This window comes from Pseudomonas gingeri, assembly GCF_013385425.1.
Taxonomy (GTDB): domain Bacteria; phylum Pseudomonadota; class Gammaproteobacteria; order Pseudomonadales; family Pseudomonadaceae; genus Aquipseudomonas; species Aquipseudomonas gingeri_D.
Genome location: NZ_JACAQA010000028.1, coordinates 124,231 through 148,139, shown reverse-complemented (window position 1 = coordinate 148,139; position 23,909 = coordinate 124,231). Strand labels below are relative to the sequence as shown.

Below are 23,909 nucleotides of genomic sequence, written 5' to 3'. Positions count from 1 at the left end.
TAGGGCCTCTCTTAGAAAACCAGTTGAGCAAGCTTGGTATCGAGGTAGTCGGCGATGCCTTCGCTGCCGCCTTCGCGACCCATGCCGGAGTGGTTGGTGCCGCCAAAGGGGGCTTCCGCAGCGGCGAGGGCAAAGCTGTTGATGCCGACCATGCCGGCGTTCAAGGCCGCCACGGTGCGCCGTGCGCGGTCAGGTGAGCGGGTGAAGGCGTAAGCCGACAGGCCCATGTTCGAGGCATTGGCGCGGGCGAATACTTCTTCCTCGGTGGAGAAGCGGCTGATGGCGGCAATGGGGCCGAAGTTTTCTTCGCTAAATACACGCATGTCATCACGCACATCCACCAGCACGGTGGGCTCGAAGAAAAAACCGCTCTGCAGATGGGTAGGGCGCTTGCCGCCGTGGACGACTTTGGCACCGTCGTTCACAGCCGCGGCGACAATGGATTCGATCTCGTCCAGGCGGCTGGCATTGATCAGCGGGCCCATACCGGTGTCGGCTTGCAGCCCGTCGCCGAGCTTGATCATGGCCGTGCGGCTGACGAAGCCCTGGACGAAGGCGTCGTACAGGCTGTCATGCACGAAAATCCGGTCGGGCGTGACGCAGACCTGGCCGCAGTTGGCGAATTTGGTCCCGACCGTCAGGTCCAGGGCAGCTTCGATGTCGGCATCCTCGAAGATGATCAGCGGTGCGTTGCCGCCCAGCTCCATCGAGACCTTTTTCACCGTGTCAGCCGCATCGCGAATCATCTGCTGGCCGATGCGGGTGGAGCCGGTAAGGGAGACTTTGCGTACCCGTGAATCGGCCATGATGGGGGCGTAGGTATTGCCCGTCGAACCAATGACCAGGTTCACCGCGCCATCGGGCAGGCCGCCGGCCCGCAGGCAGTCGACCATCACCATGGCCACGCCCGGGGTCTGCGATGACGGGCGCAGCACCACCGGGCAGCCGGCCGCCAGTGCCGGGGCCAGTTTGCGGGCCGGCAACGCCGCCGGAAAATTCCAGGCTGAAAAAGCCCCGACAACCCCGACGGGCTCGTGGGTGATCTCAAAGCGTCCGCCCGGCACGCGACTGTCGACGATGCGCCCATAGATGCGTCGGGCTTCTTCCGCGCACCAACGAAACTGTTCACAGGCGAGCATCCATTCACGCCCGGCCTGCGCGATGGGTTTGCCCGTCTCCACGCAGATCATGCGTGCCGCCTCATCGCTGCGCCTGATCATTTCGTCGGCGGCTTTATGCAGCGCCTCAGCGCGACCAAAACCGCCCAGTTCACGCATTTTTGCCAGGGCGCCGTGGGCCGCGTCGAGTGCTTCGCGGGTTTCGGCCGACGTCGCCATGGGTACACGTCCCAGAGGCCGCTCGGTGACCGGTGAGATGACCTCGGCGCTCGCGGAGCCGGGGATCCAGCGCCCATTGATGAAAAGTCCGTATTGTTCGTACATGGTTTTTATTCGACTTTGCTGGTTTCGTGGTACGCCCCTCAGTAAGGGACCCGTGTTGCCAAACAGGATGAACGAGGTTGAGCGCAGCGCTTGCAGCGTCCCCTCGTTCATTGACCCCGGCGGCGCCGATGCAGCCCTGGAAAAGATTCCAGCATCGGTATTCCCTGTTGAATATCTATTTGCAATAATCATTGCGAAATGATCATATTGTCAATATGTATTCCTAAAACAACAATGGCAGTGCTTCCGGAGGAAATAAAATGACCCGCAAAACTGTGCGCATGACCATGGCGCAAGCCCTGGTTCGCTATCTTTGCAATCAGTTCACCGAGATCGACGGGCAGCGCGTACCGCTGTTCGCTGGTGTATTCGGGATCTTTGGGCACGGCAACGTAACCTGTCTTTCGGAGGCACTGGAGACGGTCCAGGACGTGTTGCCCACATGGCGGGGGCAGAACGAGCAATCGATGGCGCTGGCGGCCATCGGCTTCGCCAAAGCCAAGCGCCGGCGCCAGATCATGGTGGCGGCGACGTCCATCGGCCCGGGCGCGCTGAACATGGTGACCGCCGCGGGTGTAGCGATGGCCAACCGGCTACCGGTCTTGCTGATTGCCGGCGATACCTTCGCCAGCCGTCTGCCCGACCCGGTCCTTCAGCAGGTCGAACACTTCAACGATCCGTCGCTGACCGCCAATGACTGCTTTAAAGCCGTGGTGCGTTACTGGGACCGCATCGTGTTGCCGGAGCAACTCTTGCAATCCCTGCCGCAGGCCGTGGCAGCCTTGCTCGACCCGGCCGATTGCGGGCCGGCCTTCATCGGCCTGGCGCAGGACACCCAGGAGATCGCCTACGATTACCCTGAGGTGTTCTTCGAACCCAAGGTGTGGAAGATCCCTCGCCCGCGCGCTGATCGCGACGCTATTGCTGCCGCGGCGGCATTGCTGAAAACCGCCAAGCGTCCCTTGATCATCTCCGGTGGCGGCGTGCGTTACTCCGGTGCCGAGGAGGCGTTGGCGGAGTTCGCGGCCAAACGTGGTATTCCCGTGGTCGAAACCATCGCCGGCAAGGGCGCACTGACCCATGACCATCCGGTGCATGCCGGCCCGATCGGGATCGTGGGGTCGACCTCGGCCAACAGCCTGGCGAAAGAGGCGGATGTGATCCTGGCCATCGGCACGCGGTTGCAGGATTTCACCACCGGCTCGTGGACCGCCTTTGCCCATGACGCGCAGTTCATCTCGATCAACGCCGCGCGCTACGACGCGATCAAGCATCGTGCGCTCTCGGTCGTCGGTGATGCGCTGGAAAGCGTTGGCGAGCTGGATGCCGCCTTGGGAGGCTACAAGGCTGATGCCCAATTGATGGCGCGTGCCCGTGCGCTGTTCGTTGAATGGAATGCGCTGCTCGACCACTACCAGCAGGCCAGTGACGCACCGGTGCCGTCCTATGCCCAGGTGGTTGGGGTGTTGAACAAGGTCGCGGCTCCGGGCGATACCTTGATTGCCGCGGCTGGCGGTACGCCGGGCGAAGTCACCAAGGGCTGGCGGGTGAAGAACCCGCACACCTTCGATTGCGAGTTTGGTTTCTCCTGCATGGGCTACGAGATCGCCGCCGGCTGGGGCTGCGCCATGGCGCAGGACGGTCCGGGCGCCGCCGGTGGCACGCCGATCGTGATGCTCGGCGACGGCACCTACATGATGATGAACTCAGATATCTACTCCGCGGCTCTTACCGGTCACAAGATGATCGTGGTGGTCTGCGACAACGGCGGTTATGCCGTTATCAATCGCCTGCAACAGGCCAAGGGCGTACCGGGCTTCAATAACCTACTTACCGATTGTCGAATCCAGAATCGTCATGATCCGTTGCACGTCGACTTCGTCAAACATGCCGAATCCATGGGCGCCAAGGCGCGTCACGTGGTTGATCTTGCAGAGCTCGAGCAAGCCATGATCTGGGCCCGGGGCAACGAGGGCGTGACCTTGATTTCCATCGTCTCCGACGCCTGGAAGTGGGTGCCTGGTGATGCTGATTGGGATGTGGGTGTCCCCGAGGTCTCGACCTTTGAAAGTGTCCGCGCTGCTCGTGCCGCGCAGGAAAAAATTCGTGAAGCTCAACGGTTGGGTGTGTGAGATGAAAGCAAAACTTGGTATTGCGCCAATTGCCTGGTGGAACGACGACCTCGAAGAACTTTCCGATGACGTCAGCCTCGAAGAGTGCCTGCGCCAGGCCTCCGTGGCCGGTTTCACCGGCATGGAAACCGGGCGTCGTTTTCCGATGAACATGACGGAGCTGGGTCCGATCCTGTCGCGCTATGGCATGTCGGTGTGTGGCGGCTGGTTCTCGGGACTGCTGCTGGACGGCGACCTCGAGGCGGAAAAAGATCGTATCTCGCAGCAGTTGGACTTCTTTGTTGCGGCGCAGGCGCCGTGCCTGGTGTATGGCGAGACCGCCAGTTCGATCCAGGGCGTGCGCAGCGCGCCGCTGGTGACAAAACCGAAAATTTCCGAGGTCGAGATGGCCGCCTATGGCCGCAAGGTTTCCGACTTTGCCGACTGGTGCGCCAGGCAGGGCATGCCGCTGGCGTACCACCACCACATGGGCGCCGTGGTCGAAACAGAGGCGGAATTGGACCTGCTGATGAAGCATTCCACGGTTGCGTTGCTGTTCGACGCGGGACATATGTCTTTCGCCGGCGGTGACTTGCTGCGCGTGATCGAAAACCACCATGCGCGGATTATCCACGTGCACACCAAGGATGTTCGTAGTCCGGTGGTGAACGGCCTCAATCGCACTCGGGAGAGCTTCCTCGATGCGGTGATCCAGGGCGCGTTCACTGTGCCAGGTGACGGCAGTCTGGACTTCGAAGCCCTCGTCAAGGCCCTGGCCAGCAAGGGTTACGAAGGCTGGTTCGTGGTGGAGGCCGAACAGGATCCTCGCCTCAACCCGCCACTGGAAATGGCCCGCAAAGGCCACGCCGAATTGCTCAGGGTCATGACGGCGGCGGGTTATCAAGTCGTGAAGTAAGCGTTGCCAATCCGCCACTTGCAGCGGGTGGCGGATCGCTTGCGAACAAACACCTCATTTTTCAACAGGGACATTTCAATGTCTCCAGGAGCGTGCATCTCTAAAAAGACCGATCCGACAGTCATTCAATAAATCAGGCATGAAAATAACAATAATCTGGAGTGCAGTTGATGTTGAAATCCCTAGTCAAGCGGGACCCCTTCGTTCGTCCAAAAATCAGCCTTGCGCTTTGTCTGGTCAGCGGCTTCGGTGTGCAAGTAGCATCGGCTGCCGATACCTTCGACCCGTCGCAATACGCATTGGGCGATTGGGGCGGAGTGCGTTCCGGGCTATACCAGAAAGGCTATGACTTTTCCGTCGAATATGTGGGCGAAGCCGCCGCCAACCTGCGTGGTGGATACGATAAAGACCATACGGCACGTTATGCCGATCAACTGGCGCTGGGGACCAAGCTCGACCTGCAGAAAATTGCCGGTTGGGACGACGCTTTATTCCAGCTGACTGTCACCGAACGCAGTGGCCGCAACCTGGCCAATGATCGCATCAGCGATCCCCGCGCCGGGATGCTCAGTACGCCTCAGGAAGTCTATGGCCGTGGCCAGACCTGGCGGTTGACGCAGATGTGGTTGAGCAAAGGGCTGCTGGATGGTGCGCTGAACGTCAAGGCGGGTCGGTTTGGTGAAGGGGAGGACTTCAATACCTTCCCTTGTGACTTCCAGAACAACGCTTTCTGTGGTCCACAGGCCGCTAACTGGGCGGGATCGGTCTGGTACAACTGGCCGGTCTCGCAATGGGGGTTGCGCGTGAAGTACGCGCTGTCGTCTGAAGTCTACGCGCAGATTGGCGCCTTCGAAGTCAATCCATCGAACCTTGAGGTCGGCAACGGCTTCAAGCTCAGCGGCAGTGGCAGCAAAGGCGCACTCATACCGGCGGAAGTGGTCTGGTCGCCTAAGGTCAATGGGCTGCCGGGCGAATACCGGTTGGGTGGTTACTACAGCTCGGCCAAGGCCGATGATGTCTACGAGGGCGCGGATGGGCAGCCGCAGCCGGTGTCAGGTGGCGCTTTCCGCCGCCGTAGCAACAAACACGGGGCCTGGGTGGTGGCCCAGCAACAACTCACCAGCCGTGGTGGGGACCCGGCGCGGGGGCTGAGTGTGTTCTTCAACGCCACGGTGCACGATAAGGCGACCAACCTGGTGGACAATTTCCTCCAAGCGGGCTTCGTCTATAAGGGGTTTTTCGACACTCGGCCAAACGATGACTTTGGTGTTGGCGTAGCCAGGATCCACGTCAACGAAAATGTGACCAAAGAGGCACAGCTGACCAATGAATTGGCAGGCATCAATGATTATGACAACCCCGCCTACATGCCCGTGCGCCACAGCGAATGGGACGCCGAGATTCACTATGGGTTTGCCTTGGCGCCGTGGTTTACCATCCGTCCCAACCTTCAGTATGTCGTTCACCCAGGAGGCGTGGATGAAGTGGACAACGCCCTGATTGCGGGGGTGAAGTTCATCACCAAGTTCTGACATCTGCCATTTGCGTCGAAGTGACAATATGTGCGCGTTTGGCCCTGTGGAGCCGGGCTTGGTCCGGTTCCACAGGTGCCCAATCGCCGACGCGATCACGCGGTTTGAAATCCGCCTGACAGCTTCTGCTTCAAATAACTGACCAATGCCGTCACCGATTTAGGGACATGGGGCGAGTAGGGGCGAATGAGATAAATCTCGTCGGCGAAGGCCCCCGTCAACGTCCAGTCCTTGAGCACCTGCACCAGCTTGCCGCTGGCAAGCGCGGCATGGGCGCTGAAGTCAGGTAGCAGGGCAATGCCCAGATGGCTGAGCGCCGAGTCGCGCAACGCTTCGCTGTTGTTGGTGGCAAAGCTGCCGGCGATGGGCACCGTGATGCGTTCTACATTTTTTGCGCCTCGTTTGGTTCGTTCGAAGGTCCAGGCGGGTTGATCAGTGCCGCGCGGGTAATAAAGACAATTGTGGGTGGGGAGCTCTCCAGGCTCTCGGGGTTCACCCTCGCGCTGCAGGTATTGCCGGGTGGCGACGAGTACGGAAGCGGTGTCGCAGAGTTTCCAGGCCACGTGTGTTTCCGGCACCTGGAAACCATGCCTGACTGCCAGGTCATATCCCTCGGCGGCCAGTGAACTCAGGGCATCGGAAACATCCAGTTGAATGCGCACCTGCGGATACTGCTGGAGGAATTCAGCGAGGTGAGGCACCAGTTGCTGCCGGGCGAAGGCAACGGGCGCGGTCAGGCGCACCAGGCCGCGGATTTCCCCGGCCGAGTCCCGCACCGAGGAAAAACTGCGGGCAATGTGCTCATAGGCGCTGCGCACTTCGCGGGTCAATGACAGCCCGGCATCGGTAAGCCGCACGCTGCGTGTGGTGCGGGTCACCAGACGCGTGCCGGTGGCCTTTTCAAGATCGCTGATGCGTTGGCTGACTGCGGATTTACTGACACCCAGGCGTGCCGCGGCCGCAGTATAGGTGCCTTGTTCCTCTAGCACCGATAGCCAGTGGATATGGCTCCAGAGTCCTTCGATTTCAGATTTTTCCACGAGTTTATTGTTCTCATAAATGCACAATCAGTTCTGGATTCTGCTCTGGTTTGGAACAAACTGAAAGCCTATCGTGAGTTTCACCGCTGGCTTGCAACGCTGCCAGCCCAACTCTCAACCTGGATCAACTGCCATGACCACCTCGATCGAGCATTTCATCAATGATCAACGCGTTTCCCGCGATGATCGCTATCAGGACGTCTACAACCCTGCCACGGGTGAGGTGACTGGGCGCGTTGCGCTGGCGAGCCGCCAGACCGTTTCCGAAGCTGTCGAGGCGGCCAAGACCGCGTTCCCCGCCTGGAGCGATACTCCACCCATCCGCCGTGCGCGGGTGCTATTTCAGTATCTGCACCTGCTGCGCATGCGCAAGGACGATCTGGCACGCATTATCGTCGCTGAGCACGGCAAGGTCTTCACTGACGCCCAGGGTGAAGTGGACCGTGGCATCGATATTCTGGAATTCGCCTGTGGTATTCCGAACCTGCTCAAAGGTGATCATTCCGACCAGGTATCCCGAGGCATGGATAACTGGACCATGCGCCAGCCTCTGGGTGTTGTCGCCGGCATCACGCCCTTCAACTTCCCGGTGATGGTGCCCATGTGGATGTACCCGGTCGCCATCGCTGCCGGTAATACCTTCATTCTCAAACCGAGCCCGACTGATCCGAGCGCGGCCCTGTTCATGGCTGAGCTGCTTCGCGAAGCCGGGCTGCCCAAAGGTGTATTCAACGTTGTTCAGGGCGACAAGGAATCGGTTGATGCACTGATCGAGCACCCCGACGTCAAGGCGATCAGCTTCGTGGGCTCCACGCCCATTGCCCAATACATCTATGAAACCGGTGCACGCCACGGTAAACGTGTGCAAGGCCTGGGCGGCGCGAAAAACCATATGGTCGTCATGCCCGATGCGGATATCGAGCGTACTGTCGATGCGCTGATCGGTGCCGCGTTTGGCAGCGCCGGCGAACGTTGCATGGCCATCTCGGTGGCGGTCCTGGTCGGTGACGTGGCGGACCAGGTGGTCGCGGCACTGACCCGGCGCGGTCGTGAGTTGAACATCACCGACGGCCGCGACCTGAAGGCGGAGATGGGACCGATCGTTTCGCGGGCCGCCCGTGAGCGAATCAGCGGTTACATCGCTCAAGGCGTGGAGGCGGGTGCGCAGTTGCTGCTCGATGGTCGTGACTTTGTACCGGCCGAGCCAGGCCTGGAGAACGGGTTCTGGTTGGGGGCGACACTGTTCGACCATGTCACCGCCGAGATGAGCATCTACCGCGAAGAGATCTTTGGCCCGGTCCTGGCCTGCGTGCGCGTACCTGACTTCGCCGCAGCGTTGAAACTGGTCAACGAGCATGAGTTTGGCAATGGCGTCAGTTGTTTCACCCGCGATGGTAATGTCGCCCGCGAATTTGCCCGTCGTATCGACGTGGGCATGGTCGGCATCAACGTGCCAATTCCGGTGCCGATGGCCTGGCATGGTTTCGGCGGCTGGAAGAAAAGCCTGTTCGGTGACATGCATGCCTATGGGGAGGAGGGCGTGCGCTTCTACACCAAGCAGAAATCGATCATGCAGCGCTGGTCGGAGAGCATTGAGCAGGGGGCCGAGTTCGCGATGCCTGTCTCCAAATAACCTGAGTTTCAAGCTTTACCGCCTGCGCCGGGAGTGGGCTTTGCCCTTCTCGGCGCAGGGTAAAACAAGAATAAAAAAGGACGTGCCATGAGCGCTGACATTGAAAAACAAGTGACGAACAAAATCTTCTGGCGGCTGTTGCCGTTGCTGATTTTGCTCTACATCGTTTCGTATCTCGACCGTGTCAACGTCGGTTTCGCGGCGCTGACCATGAACGCCGATATCGGTCTGAGCAGCGCGGTCTTTGGATGGGGGGCCGGGTTGTTTTTCATTGGCTATTGCCTGTTCGAAGTGCCCAGCAACCTGATGATGATCAGGGTCGGTGCGCGGCGCTGGATTGCCCGTATCCTTTTTACCTGGGGGCTGATTGCCACCTGCATGGTGTTTGTCGAGGGGCCCAGAAGCTTCCTGACACTGAGGTTTTTGCTGGGGGTGGCGGAAGCCGGATTCTTCCCTGCGGTCATTCTTTACCTGACCTTGTGGTTCCCGGTACGTTATCGAGCCCGCATTATCTCGACCTTCATGTTGTCGATCCCGATTTCCCTGGCAGTCGGCGCGCCGATTTCAACCTTGCTGCTGGAGCTCGATGGCCTCCTGGGCCTCAAGGGCTGGCAGTGGTTGTATATCGTCGAGGGGACCCCGGGCATTCTGTTGGTGGGTGTGGTGCTCAAGTACCTACCGGATTCGCCACGGCAGGTGCATTGGTTGAATGATACGCAGCGTGAATGGCTGGCCCGTGAACTGGCAAACGATATCAAGGCCAATCCCCCCAGGCTCGATAGTAAGAATTCACTGTGGGAGGTGTTTCGCAGTCCCGCCATCCTGGTGTTGTGCACCCTGTATTTTTGCGTTGCCGCAACCAATCTCGGGCTTTCGATGTTTTTGCCGCAGATCATCAAACAGCAAGGCTACAACGGCATGGCGATTGGTTTCGTCGCGGCCATTCCTTATGTCGTGGGCTGCATCGGCATGGTCACCATCGGCCTGCTTTCCGACCGTCTCAACAAACGCAAACGGTTCCTGATCATCGCGCTGCTGTTCCTGGCCGGTGGCCTGGCAATGGCGGGGTGGATGCCCGGCAACTATCTGGCAATCCTCGGCATGTGTGCCGCAACCATTGGCATGATGGGCTTCAAAGGACCGTTCTGGCCGTTGCCGTCGCTGTACCTGAGTGGCAGCAGCGCGGCAGCCGGTATCGCATTGATCAACTCCGTGGGCAACCTCGGTGGTTTCTTCGGCCCCGGGCTGGTCGGCATGGCCAAGGACATGACGGGTAATTTCGAGAGCGGGCTCTACCTGCTGGCGGGGCTGGCGCTGTGCGCCTTGTTTCTGACCGTTGTTTTTGTCTCGGACCCTGATGAAGTCGCGCGACAGAAGGCCTCTGCCGAGTTGGTCTTGCCCAAGCCGTGAGTGTGGCGGCGATGCGGGTGGAGAAATACCCAATAAGCGCGGTGTAGGCCTCATTTGGCGGTCAGGTCAGCGCCGGCCAGCCCCGCAGATATGGGCAACAGGACTCTGAAATATTTACTGGATCACCGCGCTGAGCAGCTATTTGATCTAACCTCTTGATGCCACCGTATGAGGACAGCTCTACCACGCTCGGTCTTCTTAGCGTTGCGGTTCCTACCGAAGGTGGGCAAATCTGTCTAATAGAATCGGCTGCTTGACGGGTTGCATTTGTTTTTACTCCGAGCGGTTTAACGTGGATGGGTTATTGCAATGATGCCGGTTAACGATCAAGGAGATTTCAGATGCCTCAAGTAAAAGCAATCGGCAGTCACGCGGTGGCATTGGTAAAGGATGACGTTGTTTTTGAGGACGTCTCAATATTTTTTATTATTGCCCACGGCATAAAAGTTGAAGGAAAGTTTATCAGTAATTTCAGTATTTACTTTCCATGGGGGGTTGATAATTTTGGCTGGTATGACACGGACAATGGGTTCCCCTTGCAAGAGATCTATAGAAATCTGCGTCAAGGTCGGCCGCAGGGGCTAACACCGAACCTGAGTTTAAAGTCGGAGCTGGCACCGACTCAAAGTCCACTCGACATCTTATTGTCAGGCATCTTGCCGACAAAGACATCTGTTCGTGCCTCATGGGAAGAACCCTTGCTGACAAGAACGATCTGTGAAGTACCTAATATTAATTTGACGCCAAAGGATCTCACACCGGTTTTTTGCGAAAAAATGTTGTTGAAGTATTATCTGGATGGTGGGACGGAGGACGTCGGTATTGTCTGCCTTAAAAAAGATGAAAAATTAGATGACGTATTAAGGCTTCTCGGCGTAGCGCTGAAAATGGACAAGTACTCGGACGTGTTGGCGATTTGCCTGTGTTGTAGTGTGGCGTCTGGCGACGAGGGCAATGCCCACAACAGAGCAGATGGTTATGTCCAGGTTCTTGATTAAACACGATCAGCGCCATGGCAGCCCCCCGCCCAAATGGCAACCAAACCTTGCGAGAGCCAATCGGACCCCGGCGGCTTGCTGCTTTGTGGCGCGCGGCCAGATCGGCACGTAGTTGTGGTGTGCCGATGGCGCTCATGCGGGGGCAACTTTGCCTGTCGGTCGTTGAGTTTCAGTCGTTCAAGGGCTGAGGAAGTCCTGATAGTTGGCCTTGGTAATGAGCTGATAAGGAATGGTCAACTGTGCTGTATAGGGTTCTTTGCGGACCATCTTCAGTGCTAAATCAATGGATCCGACGGCCTGGCGTTTGTTGTCCTGGTAGACGGTTACCACCAGTTGATCCCTCTTGATTGCATCGAGGCCGGCGGGGCCGCCATCGCTGCCACCCACCAGGATGTCCTTGCCCGGGCGCATGCCGGCTTGTTTGATGGCCATCGCCGCGCCAATGGCCATTTCGTCGGCATTGGCGGCCACGGCATCTATTTTTTTCCCCGACAGAATCCAGTTATTCATCAGGTCCATGGCCTTGCCACGCTGCCATTCGGCGCTTTGCTCCTCGACCACGTGGATGTCCGGATAGCTTTTAAGCACTTCCTTTACACCCTGGGTACGGCTGTGGGTGGCGTCGTTGGAGAGCAGGCCGAGCATGATCGCCAGATTGCCTTTGCCGCCCATTTTTTCCGCCAGGTAGCGCATTTGTATTTCGCCGGCCTTGATTTCATCCGAGCCCACATAGCCGACGCCGGGTGGCAGTTCAGCCAGGTCGGGGCGGCGGTTGACATAGACCAGGGGGACACTGGCCTTGCGCGCCTGGTCGGTTATTTTTTGTGTGGCGGCGGTATCCACCGGATTGACAATGATCGCGTCCATGCTCTGGGCGGTGAAGTTCTGTACCTGATTGAGCTGGCGTACCACATCGCCCTGGGCGTCTTCGAATTGCAGGGTGACGCCGGGCAGTTCCTTGGCGTGGGCGGCCATGTAGTCGCGCATCTGCGCCAGGAATACATCATCGACCTGGGCAATGCTGACGCCGATACGGATATCGGCCAGTGCCAGCGGTGTGAAGACAATGGCAAGCAGGAAGGTCAGAAGTCGTTTTTTCATGGTCGCACTCCGGTTTTGTTGTTGTTTTTGGATCGTTTGGAAACAGGGTCAGGCCTGGCGTTTGGCATGCATTTGCGCCACGCGCTCGGCAAAGGTCGCGTAGGGCCAGCGTTCGTTCAGCGCTTGCCACATCAGTTGTTGCCCGGTCTGCGGGGCCAGGCCGTGCAGGGGTGGGTCGGTGTCGAGGTTGCTGGGAAAGGAATAACCGTCGGCGCAGCTGGCGATCACCGCAGCCAGTCCGGGTGCGTCTAGTACTTGATCCGCCCACTGCTGCAGCAAGCAGGGGTAGAGCGCGAGCATCATGCGTTCGCGGTTCACAGTTTCCATGGGCTTGCCGAAGGCCGAGGAAATCTGCAGCAGGTTGGCCATGCGTTGGCGATCCGGCGTGAGGTTGCTACCAGCGGCGTGGAACAGCGCGGGATTGAAGAACAGCAGGTCACCCTTGCTCAGCGGCAGTTGCACCGCCTGCTTTTGGAAGTAGTCGATGAACTCGGCGCGGCGCCAGGCCAGGTAACCCAGCGCGTACTGTTGGGAAAACGGCAACAGCAGGGTCGGGCCGGTGTCCAGCGGCATGTCGGAGTGGGCCACGGCGCCCTGCAATGTCAGGTACTGGGACAGCACCTGCAAGGGCAGAGGAAAACGCTCGACTTCAGCGACCGTCTGGAACCCCAGGTGGTAATCACGGTGGGGTTGCTGGGCCTGTCCACCGGGGTGCACCACGTTGACCTGGGCGGTGACCTGGAAGTGCGGACCCAGCCAGGCTTCGGCAATCAGCCCCAGCAGTGGGTTGGCGTAGTACTCGATGAAGGACGATGGCGAGTGCAGGGCGGCCTTCTGCAATGAATTCCAGATACGTCCGTTGCTGCCGGCCTTGGCGAAGTGGTCGCTAGCCACGCCCTGGGCGGCCTCCTCGGCGAAGATCGCCTCGAATACCCGGCTGTGGCGATCAACCACCCCCAGGTCGCTATAGCCCTGGCGCACCACCATGACCCCCGGGCCGTCGCGAAACAGCCGGTGCAACTCGTTCAGCAGCGCGTGGCGGTCAGCGTTGCGCAAGGCCTGCGCCTGATAGATCGGCACATTGCCCTGCACCTCGCTGCAGTGGGGGTAGTCCTCGGGGCGGGCCTGTTGTTCGCACAGCCGGGCGAAGTCGTGCAGTTGCACGGAGTCGGCCCGGACAAAGGCTGACAGGGGCTGATTCATCGGGTGTTCTCCGGCAAGCTCAAGGGCTGCCCCGGGCGCGGCGCGCTGTCGTCGCCGCAGCCGATCACGCCTTGCTCCAGATCGATCACCGTGCCGGTCATCATCCCCGACTCGCGGGACAGCAGGAACGCGACGCTTTGGGCGACCTCCTCGGGCTTGAGCAGGCGGCCGAAGGGCTGGGCGTGCTCGGCCTTCGCCAACCAGCCGTCTTGGGCACCATGGTAGCGGCGCTGGATCTCATCCTCGTGGGGGGTGTCCATCCAGCCGATATTCAGGCCATTGACCCGGATGCGGTTGCGCAGGGCGCTGAAGGCGACGTTTTTGGTCAGGATCGCCAGCGCGCCCTTGGAGGCCGAGTAGGCTGTCAGGTAGGACTGGCCGCCGTGGCCGACGATGCTCTGGATATTGACGATGGCGCCTTCCACGCCCTGGCTGATCATCAGCTTCAGCGCTTCCTGCATGAGGAAGAACGGCGCTCGTACGTTGACTGCGAAGAGGCGATCGAACAGTTCCGGAGCCGTGTCCAGGATGCTCCCGCGATCCGACATGCCGGCGCAGTTGACCAGCCCGTGCAGGGTACCGAAGTGGGTGCGGGCGGCATCGATGACCGCGCGGCAGTCGTCGATCTGCTCCAGGTCGGCCTGGACAAAGAACGCCTGGCAATCCAGTTCCGCCAATTGGCGCACCTGTGCCTGACCCTGTTCGGGGCGTCGCCCGCAAATGATCAGGCCGGCCGCACCGCGGCGGGCCAGGGTGTGGGCCACCGCGGCACCGAGGCCCTGCGTGCTGCCGGTGACGACAAAGTACTGGCCATTGAACGAGGTGGCGAGGTTGCTTTCAGACATGCGCTTCTCCTGGTTTTTGTTGTTATCAAGGTACCGGCTCGACGCTCGGCGAAATTGAGACTAGCATCGTGCTGACCTCGATAACGCCCGAAAAGACCTCAAAAAAACCTCAGGCTGAAACCATGATCGAACGCGCCAAACACTTCTCCATCAAGCAACTGGCCACCCAGGCGGGGGTCAGCAAGGCTACGGTCGATCGCGTACTGCACCAGCGTGGCAGCGTGCATTATCAGACCCAGCGCCGTATCGAGCAGGCCTTGATTGAGCTCGAAGCCCAGGAAAAGAACGGCCTGGCGGTGGGGCGCACCTTTCATATCGATGTGATCATGCACACGCCGCGCCGCTTCAGTGCGGCGGTGCGGGCGGCGATCATCACCCAACTGGCGAGCCTGGCGCCGTTTCGCATTGCCCCACGTTTTCACCTGTTCGAAGAAATCGAACCCCAGGCGATGCACGACCAGTTGTTGCGCTGCCTCGATATGGGCAGTCAGGGCGTGGTGCTCAAGGCCGCCGACGAGCCGGCGGTGAACCTGGCGGTCAAGCAGTTGGCCGCGGCCGGGATTCCGGTGGTGACCCTGGTGACCGACCTGCCCCACAGCGAGCGCATCGGCTATGTCGGCATGGACAACCGCACCGCCGGACAGACCGCCGCGTACCTGTTGTCACGCTGGCTGGGGCCGCAGTCGCAGGAGGTGGCGGTGGTGATCGGCAGCGAGCTGTTTCGCGGGGAGGAAGAGCGCGAAATGGGCTTTCGCATGTGGCTGCGTGGCCGCGCCGCGCATTTGCGCGTGCTGGACATCAGCGGTGGCTACGGGGTGTACGAACGCACCCTTGAACGAGTGACCGAGGCGCTGAGGCAGCATCCCGACCTCAAGGCGGTCTACAGCGTGGGGGGCGGTAACCGGGCGATCGTCGATGCGTTCGCGGCATCGGCGCGGCCGCTGGAGGTGTTTATCGGCCACGACCTGGATGAGGAAAATCGCCAGTTGCTGGCCGAGGAAAAAATCGCCGCGATCATCGACCACAATCTGCAGATCGATGCTCGCCATGTGTTCCTGCACATCCTGCAATTTCATCGGCTGTGGAAGGACGGGCCGATCGCACCCTCCCAGGTGCAGATCGTCACGCCGTTCAACCTGCCTTACTGAGCGGCATCCGTGCAGTCCATGTTGTCTTACTGTGGACGAACGCCATCGAACGCATCCTGCAGCAGTTGGCGAATCGCTGCTGCCTCGATGGGCCGTGGGTTCCAGTAAGGATTGGCGAGGGCAATGTCCGTGGCGCGATCCAGGTCGGCCTCGGTCAGGCCCAGATCCTTGAGGCGTGTCGGCGCCCCCAGGGAGCTGGAGAGGTCGAACAGGGCGGCCGCGGGGCTGCAATCGTCGACGTTCAGCGCCCGGCAGATACGCGACAAGCCTGGCGCCGCGGACTGGTTGTAGGCGATGGCGTGGGGAAGCACGATCGTATGGGTCTGCGCATGCGGCAGGTTGAAGCTGCCGCCCAGGGTGTGACAAAGCTTGTGATGCAGGGCCATGCCGACGTTGCCGAGCACGGTGCCGCACAGCCACGCGCCATAGAGGCAATCGCCGCGGGCATCGAGGTCGGTCGGGTTGCGATGGATGCGTTTCATGCCTTCGGCCAGGGCCCTGATGCCTTCTTCGGCCATCAACGACATGACCGGATTGCCATCCTGGGCGTACAAGCCTTCGGCCGCGTGGGCGATAGCGTTCATGCCGCTGGTGATCGACATCTCGAGGGGCAGGCTGACGCTGAGCTCCGGGTCGTAGATCACCGTCTTGGGCAGCACCCGCGGATCCTTGCCGGTACGCTTGAGGCCGTTCTCGGTCAGGCCGAAGACCGGGGTCATCTCGGAGCCGGCGTAAGTGGTCGGGATGGCCAGGATCGGCAGCCCGGAGTCCATGGCGATGGCTTTGCCCAGCCCGGTGGTTGAACCGCCACCGATGGCCACGGCGCAGTCGGCTCCCAGTTTGCGTGCGACTTCACGGGCTTCCCGTGCCGTCTCGATAGGAACGTGCATGACCGCCTTGTCGAAAATATCGGCGGCCCGGCTGCCGAGCAATCGAACGATGTTTTCCGCCTGGGCGCGTTGTTCCGGCGTGCAGAGGACCAGCGCCCGCTTGGCGCCTAATCGATCGATTTCCGCCTCCAGTTGCTGCAGCGAGCCTTTGCCAAAAATGACGCGCGACGGCTGACCGTTATAGATGAAGGGGGGCGTTGACATTGGGCAGGTCTCCTGGGGTGGATGCAGGTGCTGGACGCTGGACGATAGGCGTGGGTTGATAGGCAAGTAGCTGCCAATGCGCTGCCGTCTTGAGCCAGACGCTGAGGGTTCGGTTATTGAGGGTTTTGGCCACGCCGTGGGAAACGATATCGGCGGACATTTCGCCAAAGACCAGGGCGGTATCGCCGACAGTGCGCACTTCCTGCACGACATGTTCTATTCGGTGATAGAGATAAAGACCGTTGCGACATTTATTCAAGTAACTGGCCAGCGTGTCCCGGACACCATTGGAGTGCACATAAACCAACTCGTTATGGGCCAAACGCTGGAAAGCTTCGAGGTCGCCTTGTTGCATCGCCTGGTAGCGTTGTTGTTCTAATGAGCTGATTAAAGCGATAAGGGACACGTTGTCGTTCATGCTGACCTCGAAACGGGAAATAACCATGCGCTTAGCTGACCGCATCCTTCGCCAGGACGAAATCGAAGGCCAAGCTATAAAACGGATCGCGACTCAGTGTGCCGGCCGGGGTCATGCCGGCGTCCTGTCGTTGCCATTCGGTAATGAGTGAAGAGCGCACACCAAACACCGCATCTGAATCCAGATAGGGGTCACCCTCGCGAAATACCTGGGTGGTCAAGCGTTGATAGCCGGCGGCGCTGACGGTGAATTCCAGGTGGGCCGGCCGCCAGGCATGGCGGTTGAGAGCGCTGAGCAGCTGGCCGACAGGGCCGTCATGGGGGATACGTTGGCTGTTCGGTATCGCCGTGCAGAAGTGGTATTGGCCACGTTCATCGGCCTGTAGCAGGGCGCGTTCGGCCAGGCTGGCGCCAGCGGCCAGACTGATTTCCAGGGCCGCGTAGGGGATGGGATTGCCCTTGGCATCACGGACGGAGCCATGCACGTAGCCTTTCGGGCCATCCAGTTCCCCGCTGAGGTCGGCGCCCAGGTCGTGGACGCTGGGCTCGTGCTCGGGCAACACGTGGAACGCCGCGGCCTCGGTGCAGCCGGCGGGTTTCTTGTCGTTCTGTGCGAGCACCAGGGTCGATAGCCCGAGGACGTGGGATAACAGCACAAACTCCTGGTGGTCGGCCGAACAGGTTTTGCCGACCTGGCTGAGAAAGTCGATGCCGCTCTGCCACTCTTTTTCCGTCAGTTTGATATCACGGGCAAAGGCGTGCAGGTGTTGCACCAGGCTGGTCATGACGGCGCACAGGCGCGCATCGGCCGTACCACTGTTATTGGCCAACACCGCCTGGGTGATGGTCATTTCGTCCAAATTGCGCATCTCGACTCCCTGAACTTTTCCGGCCCATCGGCACCGCGGCATTTTTTGCGATGTCGGTAACTTCACTTCTCAGGCCACTGCGCCGCACGTTATAGTTCCGCTGGATGTAAGAAAAGTCCGTTTCTGGAATTCTTTATTTCATATGTGAAAAAATAAGAAGGGAGCACACCTTGGATCGACTGACCGAACTGGAGCTTTTTGTCTTGACCGCGGAAGTCGGCACCTTGAGCAAAGCCGCGGAAATACTGGGCTTGTCCAATGCCGCCGCGAGCCGGCACCTGGTGGCGCTGGAGCAGCGTCTCAATGTCCGTCTGATCGACCGCAATACCCGGCGCCTGGCCTTGACCCACTCGGGCCATCAGTTCTACACCAGCTGCAAAAGCCTGCTGGGGGAATTGAAGGAGGCCGAAGCGTCACTCAGCGAGTCGTTGGTCCAGCCGGTCGGCACGCTGACCATTACCGGCTCGATCTCGTTCTGCATGTTGCACATTGCCCCGCTGATCCCGGCCTTTCGGAAAATGTACCCACACATCACCGTGAAGGTGCTGGGTGAGAACCGCTATTTCGACATCATCGACAGCGAAATCGACCTGGCGATCAGAACCCGCGAGTACGAGCCCGACTCCAATATCACCATTCGCCGCCTGGCCGAAACGCGCCGGGTGTTGGCGGCGTCGCCCGGTTATCTGCAACGCAAGGGCACGCCGAAAACCATCGCGGATCTTTCTCAGCATGACCTGTTGATCTACAGCCATGCCAACCAGCCACGGGTGATGCGTTTTACCAAAGGTGCGGAGGAGGTGGCCCTGAAGGTCGAGCCGATACTGGAAACCAACGATGGGCAGATTGTCCGCGCCGCCGCCCTGGCTGGCGGCGGTATCCTGGTGCAGCCCAAATACATCATCAACGCCGATCTGGTGGCCGGGCGCTTGATTCCAGTGTTGGATGATTGGGATCTACCGAGGTTGACCATCAATATGGCCTTTCAAAGCCGTCGTTATATGCCTGCGAAGTTGCGCGTCTTCATCGACTTTTTGCTGGCCGACTTTAACCAACATGAGTACGAACGCTACTGGACACGCTAAGGCGGTTTTCCGCTGGGCGGAATTCACATTTATAGTTTTGCTGGGTATTCACTGCAACTTTCAGGTCCTATGATCCGTGGCGCTGGTGCTGGAGGACTTTTATGTTCGACACGGCCCCGGCTTCCTTTGAACGATTATTAAGTTGGCATTATTGAGCCCGGCTTCAATTCGCCTGCGCGTTAACAACAAGACTAACAATAAGGAAACGTCACGCCATGAAAAACTTTGCCAAGTGCACGGTTGCGGTCAGCTTTTGCCTGCTGATTCCCGGTTTTGCCTGTGCCGCCGATGAAGCCTTTGCCCAGGACTCCCGCTGGATGACCGGTGACTGGGGTGGGCAGCGCAGCAAGTGGCTGGACCAGGGTGTCGATATCGAGTTGGGCTACACCGGAGAAATGGCCGCCAATGTTCACGGTGGCTATGACAAAAACGTCACCGCCCGCTGGACCGAGCAATACGCCGTCGGCTTCAAGGCCGACCTGCAAAAAATCCTCGATTGGGAAAACACTCAGTTTCAATTCACGGTCACAGAGCGCGATGGGCGCAACCTGACCAACGATCGGGTGGCCGATCCGCGAGTCGGCGCTTATTCGTCGTCGCAGGAAGTGTATGGCCGGGGGCAGACCTGGCGGTTGACCCAGATGTGGATGAGTAAGGCCTGGCTTGATGGCGCCCTGGACATCAAGGCCGGTCGCTTCGACGAAGGCTCGGATTTCAACAGCTTCCCCTGCGACTTTCAGAGCACGCCATTTTGCGGTGCTCAGGCGGCCAACTGGATCGGCGACATCTGGTACAACTGGCCCGTCAGCCAATGGGCCCTGCGCACCCGGTATCAGTTCACCCCTGAGGTGTACGCACAGATCGGCGTCTTTGAGCAAAACCCTTCCTATCTGGAGAGTGATAACGGCTTCAAGCTCAGCGGCAGCGGCACCAAGGGCGCGGTGATCCCCATTGAGGTGGTCTGGAGTCCGAAGGTCAACGGGCTGGCGGGTGAATATCGGCTCGGCTATTACAAGAGCACGGCGAAGGCCGACGATGTACTGGATGACGTCAACGGTAACCCGCAGCCCCTCAGTGGCGATGCCTTCCAGCAGCATTCCAGCCGGCATGGCTACTGGCTGGTCGCCCAGCAACAACTGACCGCCCGGGATGGCGACAGCCGCCGCGGCCTGTCGGTATTTGCCAACCTCACCGCCCACGACAAGGCCACCAGTCGCGTCGACCATTTCATCCAGGCGGGGATCGTCTACAAGGGCGTTTTCGACAGTCGTCCCCTGGACGACCTGGGTGTCGGAATCGCCGAGGTCCATACCAACCCCGCCTATCGTGAGCGAGCCCAGTTGCAGAACCAGCAAAACGGTATCAGCGACTACGACAATCCGGGCTATCTGCCGGTGCAGTACAACGAAATCAGCAGCGAGATTTACTACGGCGTGCATGTCAGCAATTGGCTGACCGTACGCCCGAACCTGCAATACGTGAAAAACCCTGGCGGCGTACGTGAGATCGATGCGGCGCTGATTGCCGGCCTGAAGGTGCAGGCCAAGTTCTAGAGCCTCGGACGGCTATCACCGCGGACAAAGCGAGCGCCGCCAGCCGGTGGCGCAGTTTTCCACCCAGCGGAAAACACATTTGCCATCCAGGCATTTGTTTTCCGATTCAATCGCAGTAGTCTCACTTCCACTGAGCGTACACATAATTTCAATAAAGGTTGACCTCATGTCGAATCACCACACTGCCGGTAGTGCATCGTCGAAAATTCTCTGGCGTATCGCTGCCATCACCACCATGGGCTCGCTGGGGTTCGGTTATGACACCGGGGTCATCTCTGGCGCGCTGCCGTTCATGGCGCTCGATGCCGGTCACGGCGGACTGGGCTTGAGCCCGGTCTCCGAGGGCCTGGTGGCCTCGGCGCTGATTTTCGGCGGCGCCTTTGGTGCGCTGTTCGCCGGGCAACTGTCCGACCGCTATGGTCGCCTGGTGGTGCTCAAGGCCCTGGCCATGCTCTTTGCCGTGGGCGCCTTGGGCACCGCGGTCGCGCCGACGCTGTGGGCCATGGTTGCCACCCGCTTCGTGTTGGGCATTGCGGTTGGCGGCGCATCCTCTACCGTGCCGGTACTGATCGCCGAGCTGGCGGCACTACGGCACCGTGGACGGTTGGTCTGCCAGAGCGAATTGATGATCGTCTCCGGGCAGTGCCTGGCCTATATCGCCAGCGCCGGCCTGGCGCATCTGTTCGACAGCCCGTCGATCTGGCGCTACATGCTGGCGATCGCGCTGATACCCGCCGTGCTGCTGTATATCGGCATGCACTTCGTGCCCACCTCGCCACGCTGGCTGGTCAGCAAAGGGCGCATCGCCGAGGCGAAAACCACGCTGACTGGCATTCGCGATACCTCCCTGGAAGTGGACCGTGAGTTGCAGGCCATCATCGCCCAATGTGCGGTGGAGCAGCGCCACGCCAGTGTCCTCAGCACACTCAAGGAGCCTTGGTTGCTGAAGTTGCTGGCCATTGGCATCGGCCTGGGCTTTGTCATCCAGTTCACCGGCGTCAATGCCTTCATGTATTACACGCCGATGATTCTCAAGGAAACCGGCATGGGCACCAACGCGGCCCTGATCGCGACCATTGGCAATGGCCTGGTGTCGGTCATCGCCACGTTGATCGGGATGTGGCTGATCAATCGCATGGGCCGCCGTTCCATGCTGCTGATGGGGCTGACCGTGGTGGTCATGGCGCAGATCTTCCTTGGCCTGGTGATCAACTTCATGCCGCACTCGCTGCTGCAAAGCTACCTGGCTTTGTCCGGTGTCCTGGCGTTCCTGTTCTTCATGCAAATGTGCATCGGCCCGGTGTACTGGCTATTGATGTCGGAGCTGTTTCCGACCCATGTCCGGGGTTTGATGAATGGTATTTCCGTCAGTGTGTTCTGGGTGTTCAACGCCATTGTCGCCTTCCTTTTCCCGGTCCTGCTGAGCACGTTGGGGGGCATGACCTTCTTCCTCTTCGCGGTGATCAATATCGGTTCGATCATCTTCTGCACCCTCTGGCTGCCAGAGACCAAGGGACTGACCCTGGAAGAGATCGAACAGCACATGAAACAGCGTTTGAGCGGCCGCCCATGGCGGGCCGGCGAAGCCACCGCGTACTGACCGCCGACCCGGCGTTCGGCTTTGAAACCTGCACGCCGGCTTTCAAGAATAACGATCAAGGACATCAGCTCATGACTGCGCACCTGGATACCGCCACGCCTATTGGTGGACTCTTCGAGGAACAACGCTCCGCCGAAATCGTCAACGCCCGGATCAGCGCCGATGCCGATCCGCGCCTGCACGAGGTCATGGCGGTGCTGACCCGGCATCTGCATGCGGCGATCAAGGAAATCGAGCCGACCCACGACGAATGGTTCAAGGCCATCGAATTTCTCACCCGGACCGGGCAGATGTGCACCGACTGGCGCCAGGAATACATCCTGCTGTCGGACGTGCTCGGGGCCACCATGTTGGTGGATGCGATCAACCACCGTCGGCCCCAGGGCGCCACGCCCAATACCATCCTTGGCCCGTTCTATGTCGCCGATGCGCCTCGTTACGCGAATGGCGCGAACATCTGCCTGGACGGCAAAGGCCAGCCGACCCTGGTCAGCGGTCGGGTGCTGGACACCGCCGGAAAGCCGATTGCCGGGGCGACGCTGGACATCTGGCAGACCAACGACGATGGCTTCTACGACGTGCAGCAAAAAGGCCTGCAACCGGACTACAACCTGCGCGGGTTGTTCACCACGGATGCCGACGGCTGCTATGCCTTTCGCACGGTCAAGCCGCGGCATTACCCGATTCCCGCCGACGGCCCGGTGGGCAAGTTGCTGGGGCAGCTGGGGCGGCATCCGAACCGCGCCGCGCACCTGCACTTTATCGTCACGGCCCGCGGTTACGACCAGGTCATCACGCACATCTTCACCCCCGACTGCCCGTACCTGCACGAGGACACGGTGTTCGGCGTGAAGAAAGAACTGATTGCCGAGTTCACCACGCAAACCGATGCGGCCACGGCCGAACGCTACGACTTGCCGGTACCGTTTTTGGCCGTCAATTGGGACTTTGTCCTGGCCCCGGCCTGATTGATCGACCCTTCGTTCCCTTATTGGATGAGTGACTGTCATGCCCGATAAATCTATTGAACTGCTTGCCGCTTACTGGACCCTCGCGGGTGACACTTACCCTGGCGCGCCCAGCGAGATCAGCCCGTTCTCGCTGCAGGCCCGGGCCGAAGCGGCGGCCAAGGCCGGCTGGCGCGGCATGGGCTTCGTGCATGCCGACCTTGTGCACAATGTCGCCAAGCTGGGTATTGCCACGGTCCGCAATATTCTCCAGGACAATGGCATCAAGCATGTGGAAGTCGAATTTCTCGTCGACTGGCACCTGGACGGTGCCCCGCGTGCGGCCTCCGACAAGATCCGCGATGAATTGCTGGAAATCGGTGGGGAACTGGGCGCCCGCAGCCTGAAGGTGGCCGGCGGTTTGTTCGAGGAAGGGCCGCCGGATGTACCGCGCATGCGCGAAACCTTTGCCATCCTCTGCGATCGTGCCCAACCCTTTGGCGTCAATGTGGTCATCGAATTCCTGCCATTTTCCAGCGTGAACACCATCGACCGGGCGATTGCCGTGGCCCAGGACGTACGCCCCAACGGTGGCTTGCTGGTGGACACCTGGCACGTGGCGCGCGGCGGCATGAGCTTCGATGAAATCGCCAAGCTGCCGCTGGAGCTGATCAAGTCGATCGAGCTGGATGATGCCAACCACGCCATCGTCGAGTCGCTGTTCAACGACTCGACCCACCACCGCAAGTGCTGCGGCGAGGGCGAACTGGATGTTCCGGCGTTTATCCAACAGGTGGTCAATGTCGGTTACCGGGGACCGTGGGGCGTCGAGCTGATCAGCGCCGAGTTGCGCAAGCTGCCCCTTGAGGTGGCCGCCAAGAAAGCCTTTGACACAACGATTGCACAGTTCGAGCACATCAGGTTCCAGGCTTGATAGCTGGCTGCACAGTGACGTTTTTTACCGC

General features: G+C 60.0%; 20 protein-coding genes. 12 read left to right on the top strand and 8 right to left on the bottom strand.

Going from position 1 to position 23,909, the window contains the following annotated elements; genetic code table 11:
* Positions 1-11 precede the first annotated feature (11 nt).
* A complete protein-coding gene (locus HX830_RS26940) occupies positions 12-1,442 on the bottom strand; it encodes an NAD-dependent succinate-semialdehyde dehydrogenase (RefSeq protein WP_177103704.1) in 1,431 nt (476 codons plus the stop codon).
* A gap of 260 nt (positions 1,443-1,702) precedes the next feature.
* Here HX830_RS26940 and iolD point away from each other — a divergent pair, with 260 nt between their 5' ends.
* The 3 genes from iolD to HX830_RS26925 all read left to right on the top strand — a co-directional run bounded on the left by iolD (position 1,703) and on the right by HX830_RS26925 (position 6,001).
* Positions 1,703-3,574 carry a 3D-(3,5/4)-trihydroxycyclohexane-1,2-dione acylhydrolase (decyclizing) gene (gene iolD, locus HX830_RS26935; protein WP_177103702.1) on the top strand — a complete coding sequence of 624 codons (1,872 nt, stop codon included), beginning with the start codon at positions 1,703-1,705 and terminating at the stop codon, positions 3,572-3,574.
* A gap of 1 nt (position 3,575) precedes the next feature.
* A complete protein-coding gene (iolE, locus tag HX830_RS26930) occupies positions 3,576-4,469 on the top strand; it encodes a myo-inosose-2 dehydratase (RefSeq protein WP_177103700.1) in 894 nt (297 codons plus the stop codon).
* A 170-nt stretch (positions 4,470-4,639) separates the two neighbouring features.
* A complete protein-coding gene (locus tag HX830_RS26925; protein WP_152739983.1) occupies positions 4,640-6,001 on the top strand; it encodes a carbohydrate porin in 1,362 nt (453 codons plus the stop codon).
* Between the two features lie 95 nt (positions 6,002-6,096).
* Here the strand turns inward: HX830_RS26925 and HX830_RS26920 are convergent, their stop codons facing one another.
* A complete protein-coding gene (locus HX830_RS26920; RefSeq protein ID WP_177103698.1) occupies positions 6,097-7,041 on the bottom strand; it encodes a LysR family transcriptional regulator in 945 nt (314 codons plus the stop codon).
* Between the two features lie 133 nt (positions 7,042-7,174).
* Between HX830_RS26920 and HX830_RS26915 the strand changes: the two genes are divergently transcribed.
* The 3 genes from HX830_RS26915 (at position 7,175) to HX830_RS26905 (ending at position 11,082) form a co-directional block, all read left to right on the top strand.
* Positions 7,175-8,674, top strand: coding sequence for a CoA-acylating methylmalonate-semialdehyde dehydrogenase (locus HX830_RS26915; RefSeq protein WP_152739859.1), 1,500 nt, complete (start codon positions 7,175-7,177; stop codon positions 8,672-8,674).
* Positions 8,675-8,761: 87 nt separating this feature from the next.
* Positions 8,762-10,084 (top strand): MFS transporter, encoded by a 1,323-nt coding sequence (locus tag HX830_RS26910; RefSeq protein WP_177103696.1) that lies wholly within the window; start codon positions 8,762-8,764, stop codon positions 10,082-10,084.
* A gap of 341 nt (positions 10,085-10,425) precedes the next feature.
* Positions 10,426-11,082 (top strand): hypothetical protein, encoded by a 657-nt coding sequence (locus tag HX830_RS26905; protein ID WP_152739861.1) that lies wholly within the window; start codon positions 10,426-10,428, stop codon positions 11,080-11,082.
* A 177-nt stretch (positions 11,083-11,259) separates the two neighbouring features.
* Here HX830_RS26905 and HX830_RS26900 read toward each other — a convergent pair whose 3' ends face one another.
* The 3 genes from HX830_RS26900 to HX830_RS26890 are packed head-to-tail and all read right to left on the bottom strand — an operon-like array spanning position 11,260 to position 14,231.
* Complete coding sequence (locus tag HX830_RS26900; RefSeq protein ID WP_152739862.1) at positions 11,260-12,183, bottom strand: sugar ABC transporter substrate-binding protein; 924 nt, start codon at positions 12,181-12,183, stop codon at positions 11,260-11,262.
* A gap of 48 nt (positions 12,184-12,231) precedes the next feature.
* Complete coding sequence (locus tag HX830_RS26895) at positions 12,232-13,386, bottom strand: phytanoyl-CoA dioxygenase family protein (RefSeq protein WP_152739863.1); 1,155 nt, start codon at positions 13,384-13,386, stop codon at positions 12,232-12,234.
* Positions 13,383-14,231 (bottom strand): SDR family oxidoreductase, encoded by an 849-nt coding sequence (locus HX830_RS26890; RefSeq protein WP_152739864.1) that lies wholly within the window; start codon positions 14,229-14,231, stop codon positions 13,383-13,385. Before HX830_RS26890 ends, HX830_RS26895 begins: the two co-directional genes overlap by 4 nt.
* Positions 14,232-14,353: 122 nt before the next feature.
* On the opposite strand from HX830_RS26890, the gene HX830_RS26885 reads away from it, so the two are divergent.
* Positions 14,354-15,379, top strand: a complete 1,026-nt coding sequence (locus HX830_RS26885; RefSeq protein WP_152739865.1) for a LacI family DNA-binding transcriptional regulator — start codon at positions 14,354-14,356, stop codon at positions 15,377-15,379.
* Positions 15,380-15,405: 26 nt separating this feature from the next.
* On the opposite strand, the gene HX830_RS26880 is transcribed toward HX830_RS26885, so the two are convergent.
* The 3 genes from HX830_RS26880 to HX830_RS26870 are packed head-to-tail and all read right to left on the bottom strand — an operon-like array spanning position 15,406 to position 17,759.
* Positions 15,406-16,473 carry a maleylacetate reductase gene (locus HX830_RS26880; protein ID WP_177103694.1) on the bottom strand — a complete coding sequence of 356 codons (1,068 nt, stop codon included), beginning with the start codon at positions 16,471-16,473 and terminating at the stop codon, positions 15,406-15,408.
* Positions 16,448-16,891, bottom strand: coding sequence for a nuclear transport factor 2 family protein (locus HX830_RS26875; protein WP_152739867.1), 444 nt, complete (start codon positions 16,889-16,891; stop codon positions 16,448-16,450). The genes HX830_RS26880 and HX830_RS26875 overlap by 26 nt, the downstream gene beginning before the upstream one ends.
* A gap of 31 nt (positions 16,892-16,922) precedes the next feature.
* Complete coding sequence (locus tag HX830_RS26870) at positions 16,923-17,759, bottom strand: dioxygenase family protein (RefSeq protein WP_152739868.1); 837 nt, start codon at positions 17,757-17,759, stop codon at positions 16,923-16,925.
* A gap of 170 nt (positions 17,760-17,929) precedes the next feature.
* Between HX830_RS26870 and HX830_RS26865 the strand changes: the two genes are divergently transcribed.
* The 5 genes from HX830_RS26865 to HX830_RS26845 all read left to right on the top strand — a co-directional run bounded on the left by HX830_RS26865 (position 17,930) and on the right by HX830_RS26845 (position 23,878).
* The gene (locus tag HX830_RS26865) at positions 17,930-18,844 is read left to right on the top strand and encodes a LysR family transcriptional regulator (protein ID WP_152739869.1); all 915 of its coding nucleotides are present in this window, start codon (positions 17,930-17,932) and stop codon (positions 18,842-18,844) included.
* Positions 18,845-19,059: 215 nt separating this feature from the next.
* Positions 19,060-20,397 carry a carbohydrate porin gene (locus tag HX830_RS26860; RefSeq protein ID WP_152739870.1) on the top strand — a complete coding sequence of 446 codons (1,338 nt, stop codon included), beginning with the start codon at positions 19,060-19,062 and terminating at the stop codon, positions 20,395-20,397.
* A gap of 166 nt (positions 20,398-20,563) precedes the next feature.
* Positions 20,564-21,997: a sugar porter family MFS transporter gene (locus tag HX830_RS26855; RefSeq protein ID WP_177103692.1), complete on the top strand. Its 1,434-nt coding sequence runs from the start codon at positions 20,564-20,566 to the stop codon at positions 21,995-21,997.
* 71 nt (positions 21,998-22,068) lie between these two features.
* Entirely contained in the window at positions 22,069-22,965 is an 897-nt protein-coding gene (locus HX830_RS26850) for an intradiol ring-cleavage dioxygenase (RefSeq protein ID WP_152739872.1), read from the top strand.
* A 40-nt stretch (positions 22,966-23,005) separates the two neighbouring features.
* Positions 23,006-23,878 (top strand): sugar phosphate isomerase/epimerase family protein, encoded by an 873-nt coding sequence (locus tag HX830_RS26845; protein ID WP_152739873.1) that lies wholly within the window; start codon positions 23,006-23,008, stop codon positions 23,876-23,878.
* The last annotated feature ends 31 nt before the right edge of the window (positions 23,879-23,909 follow it).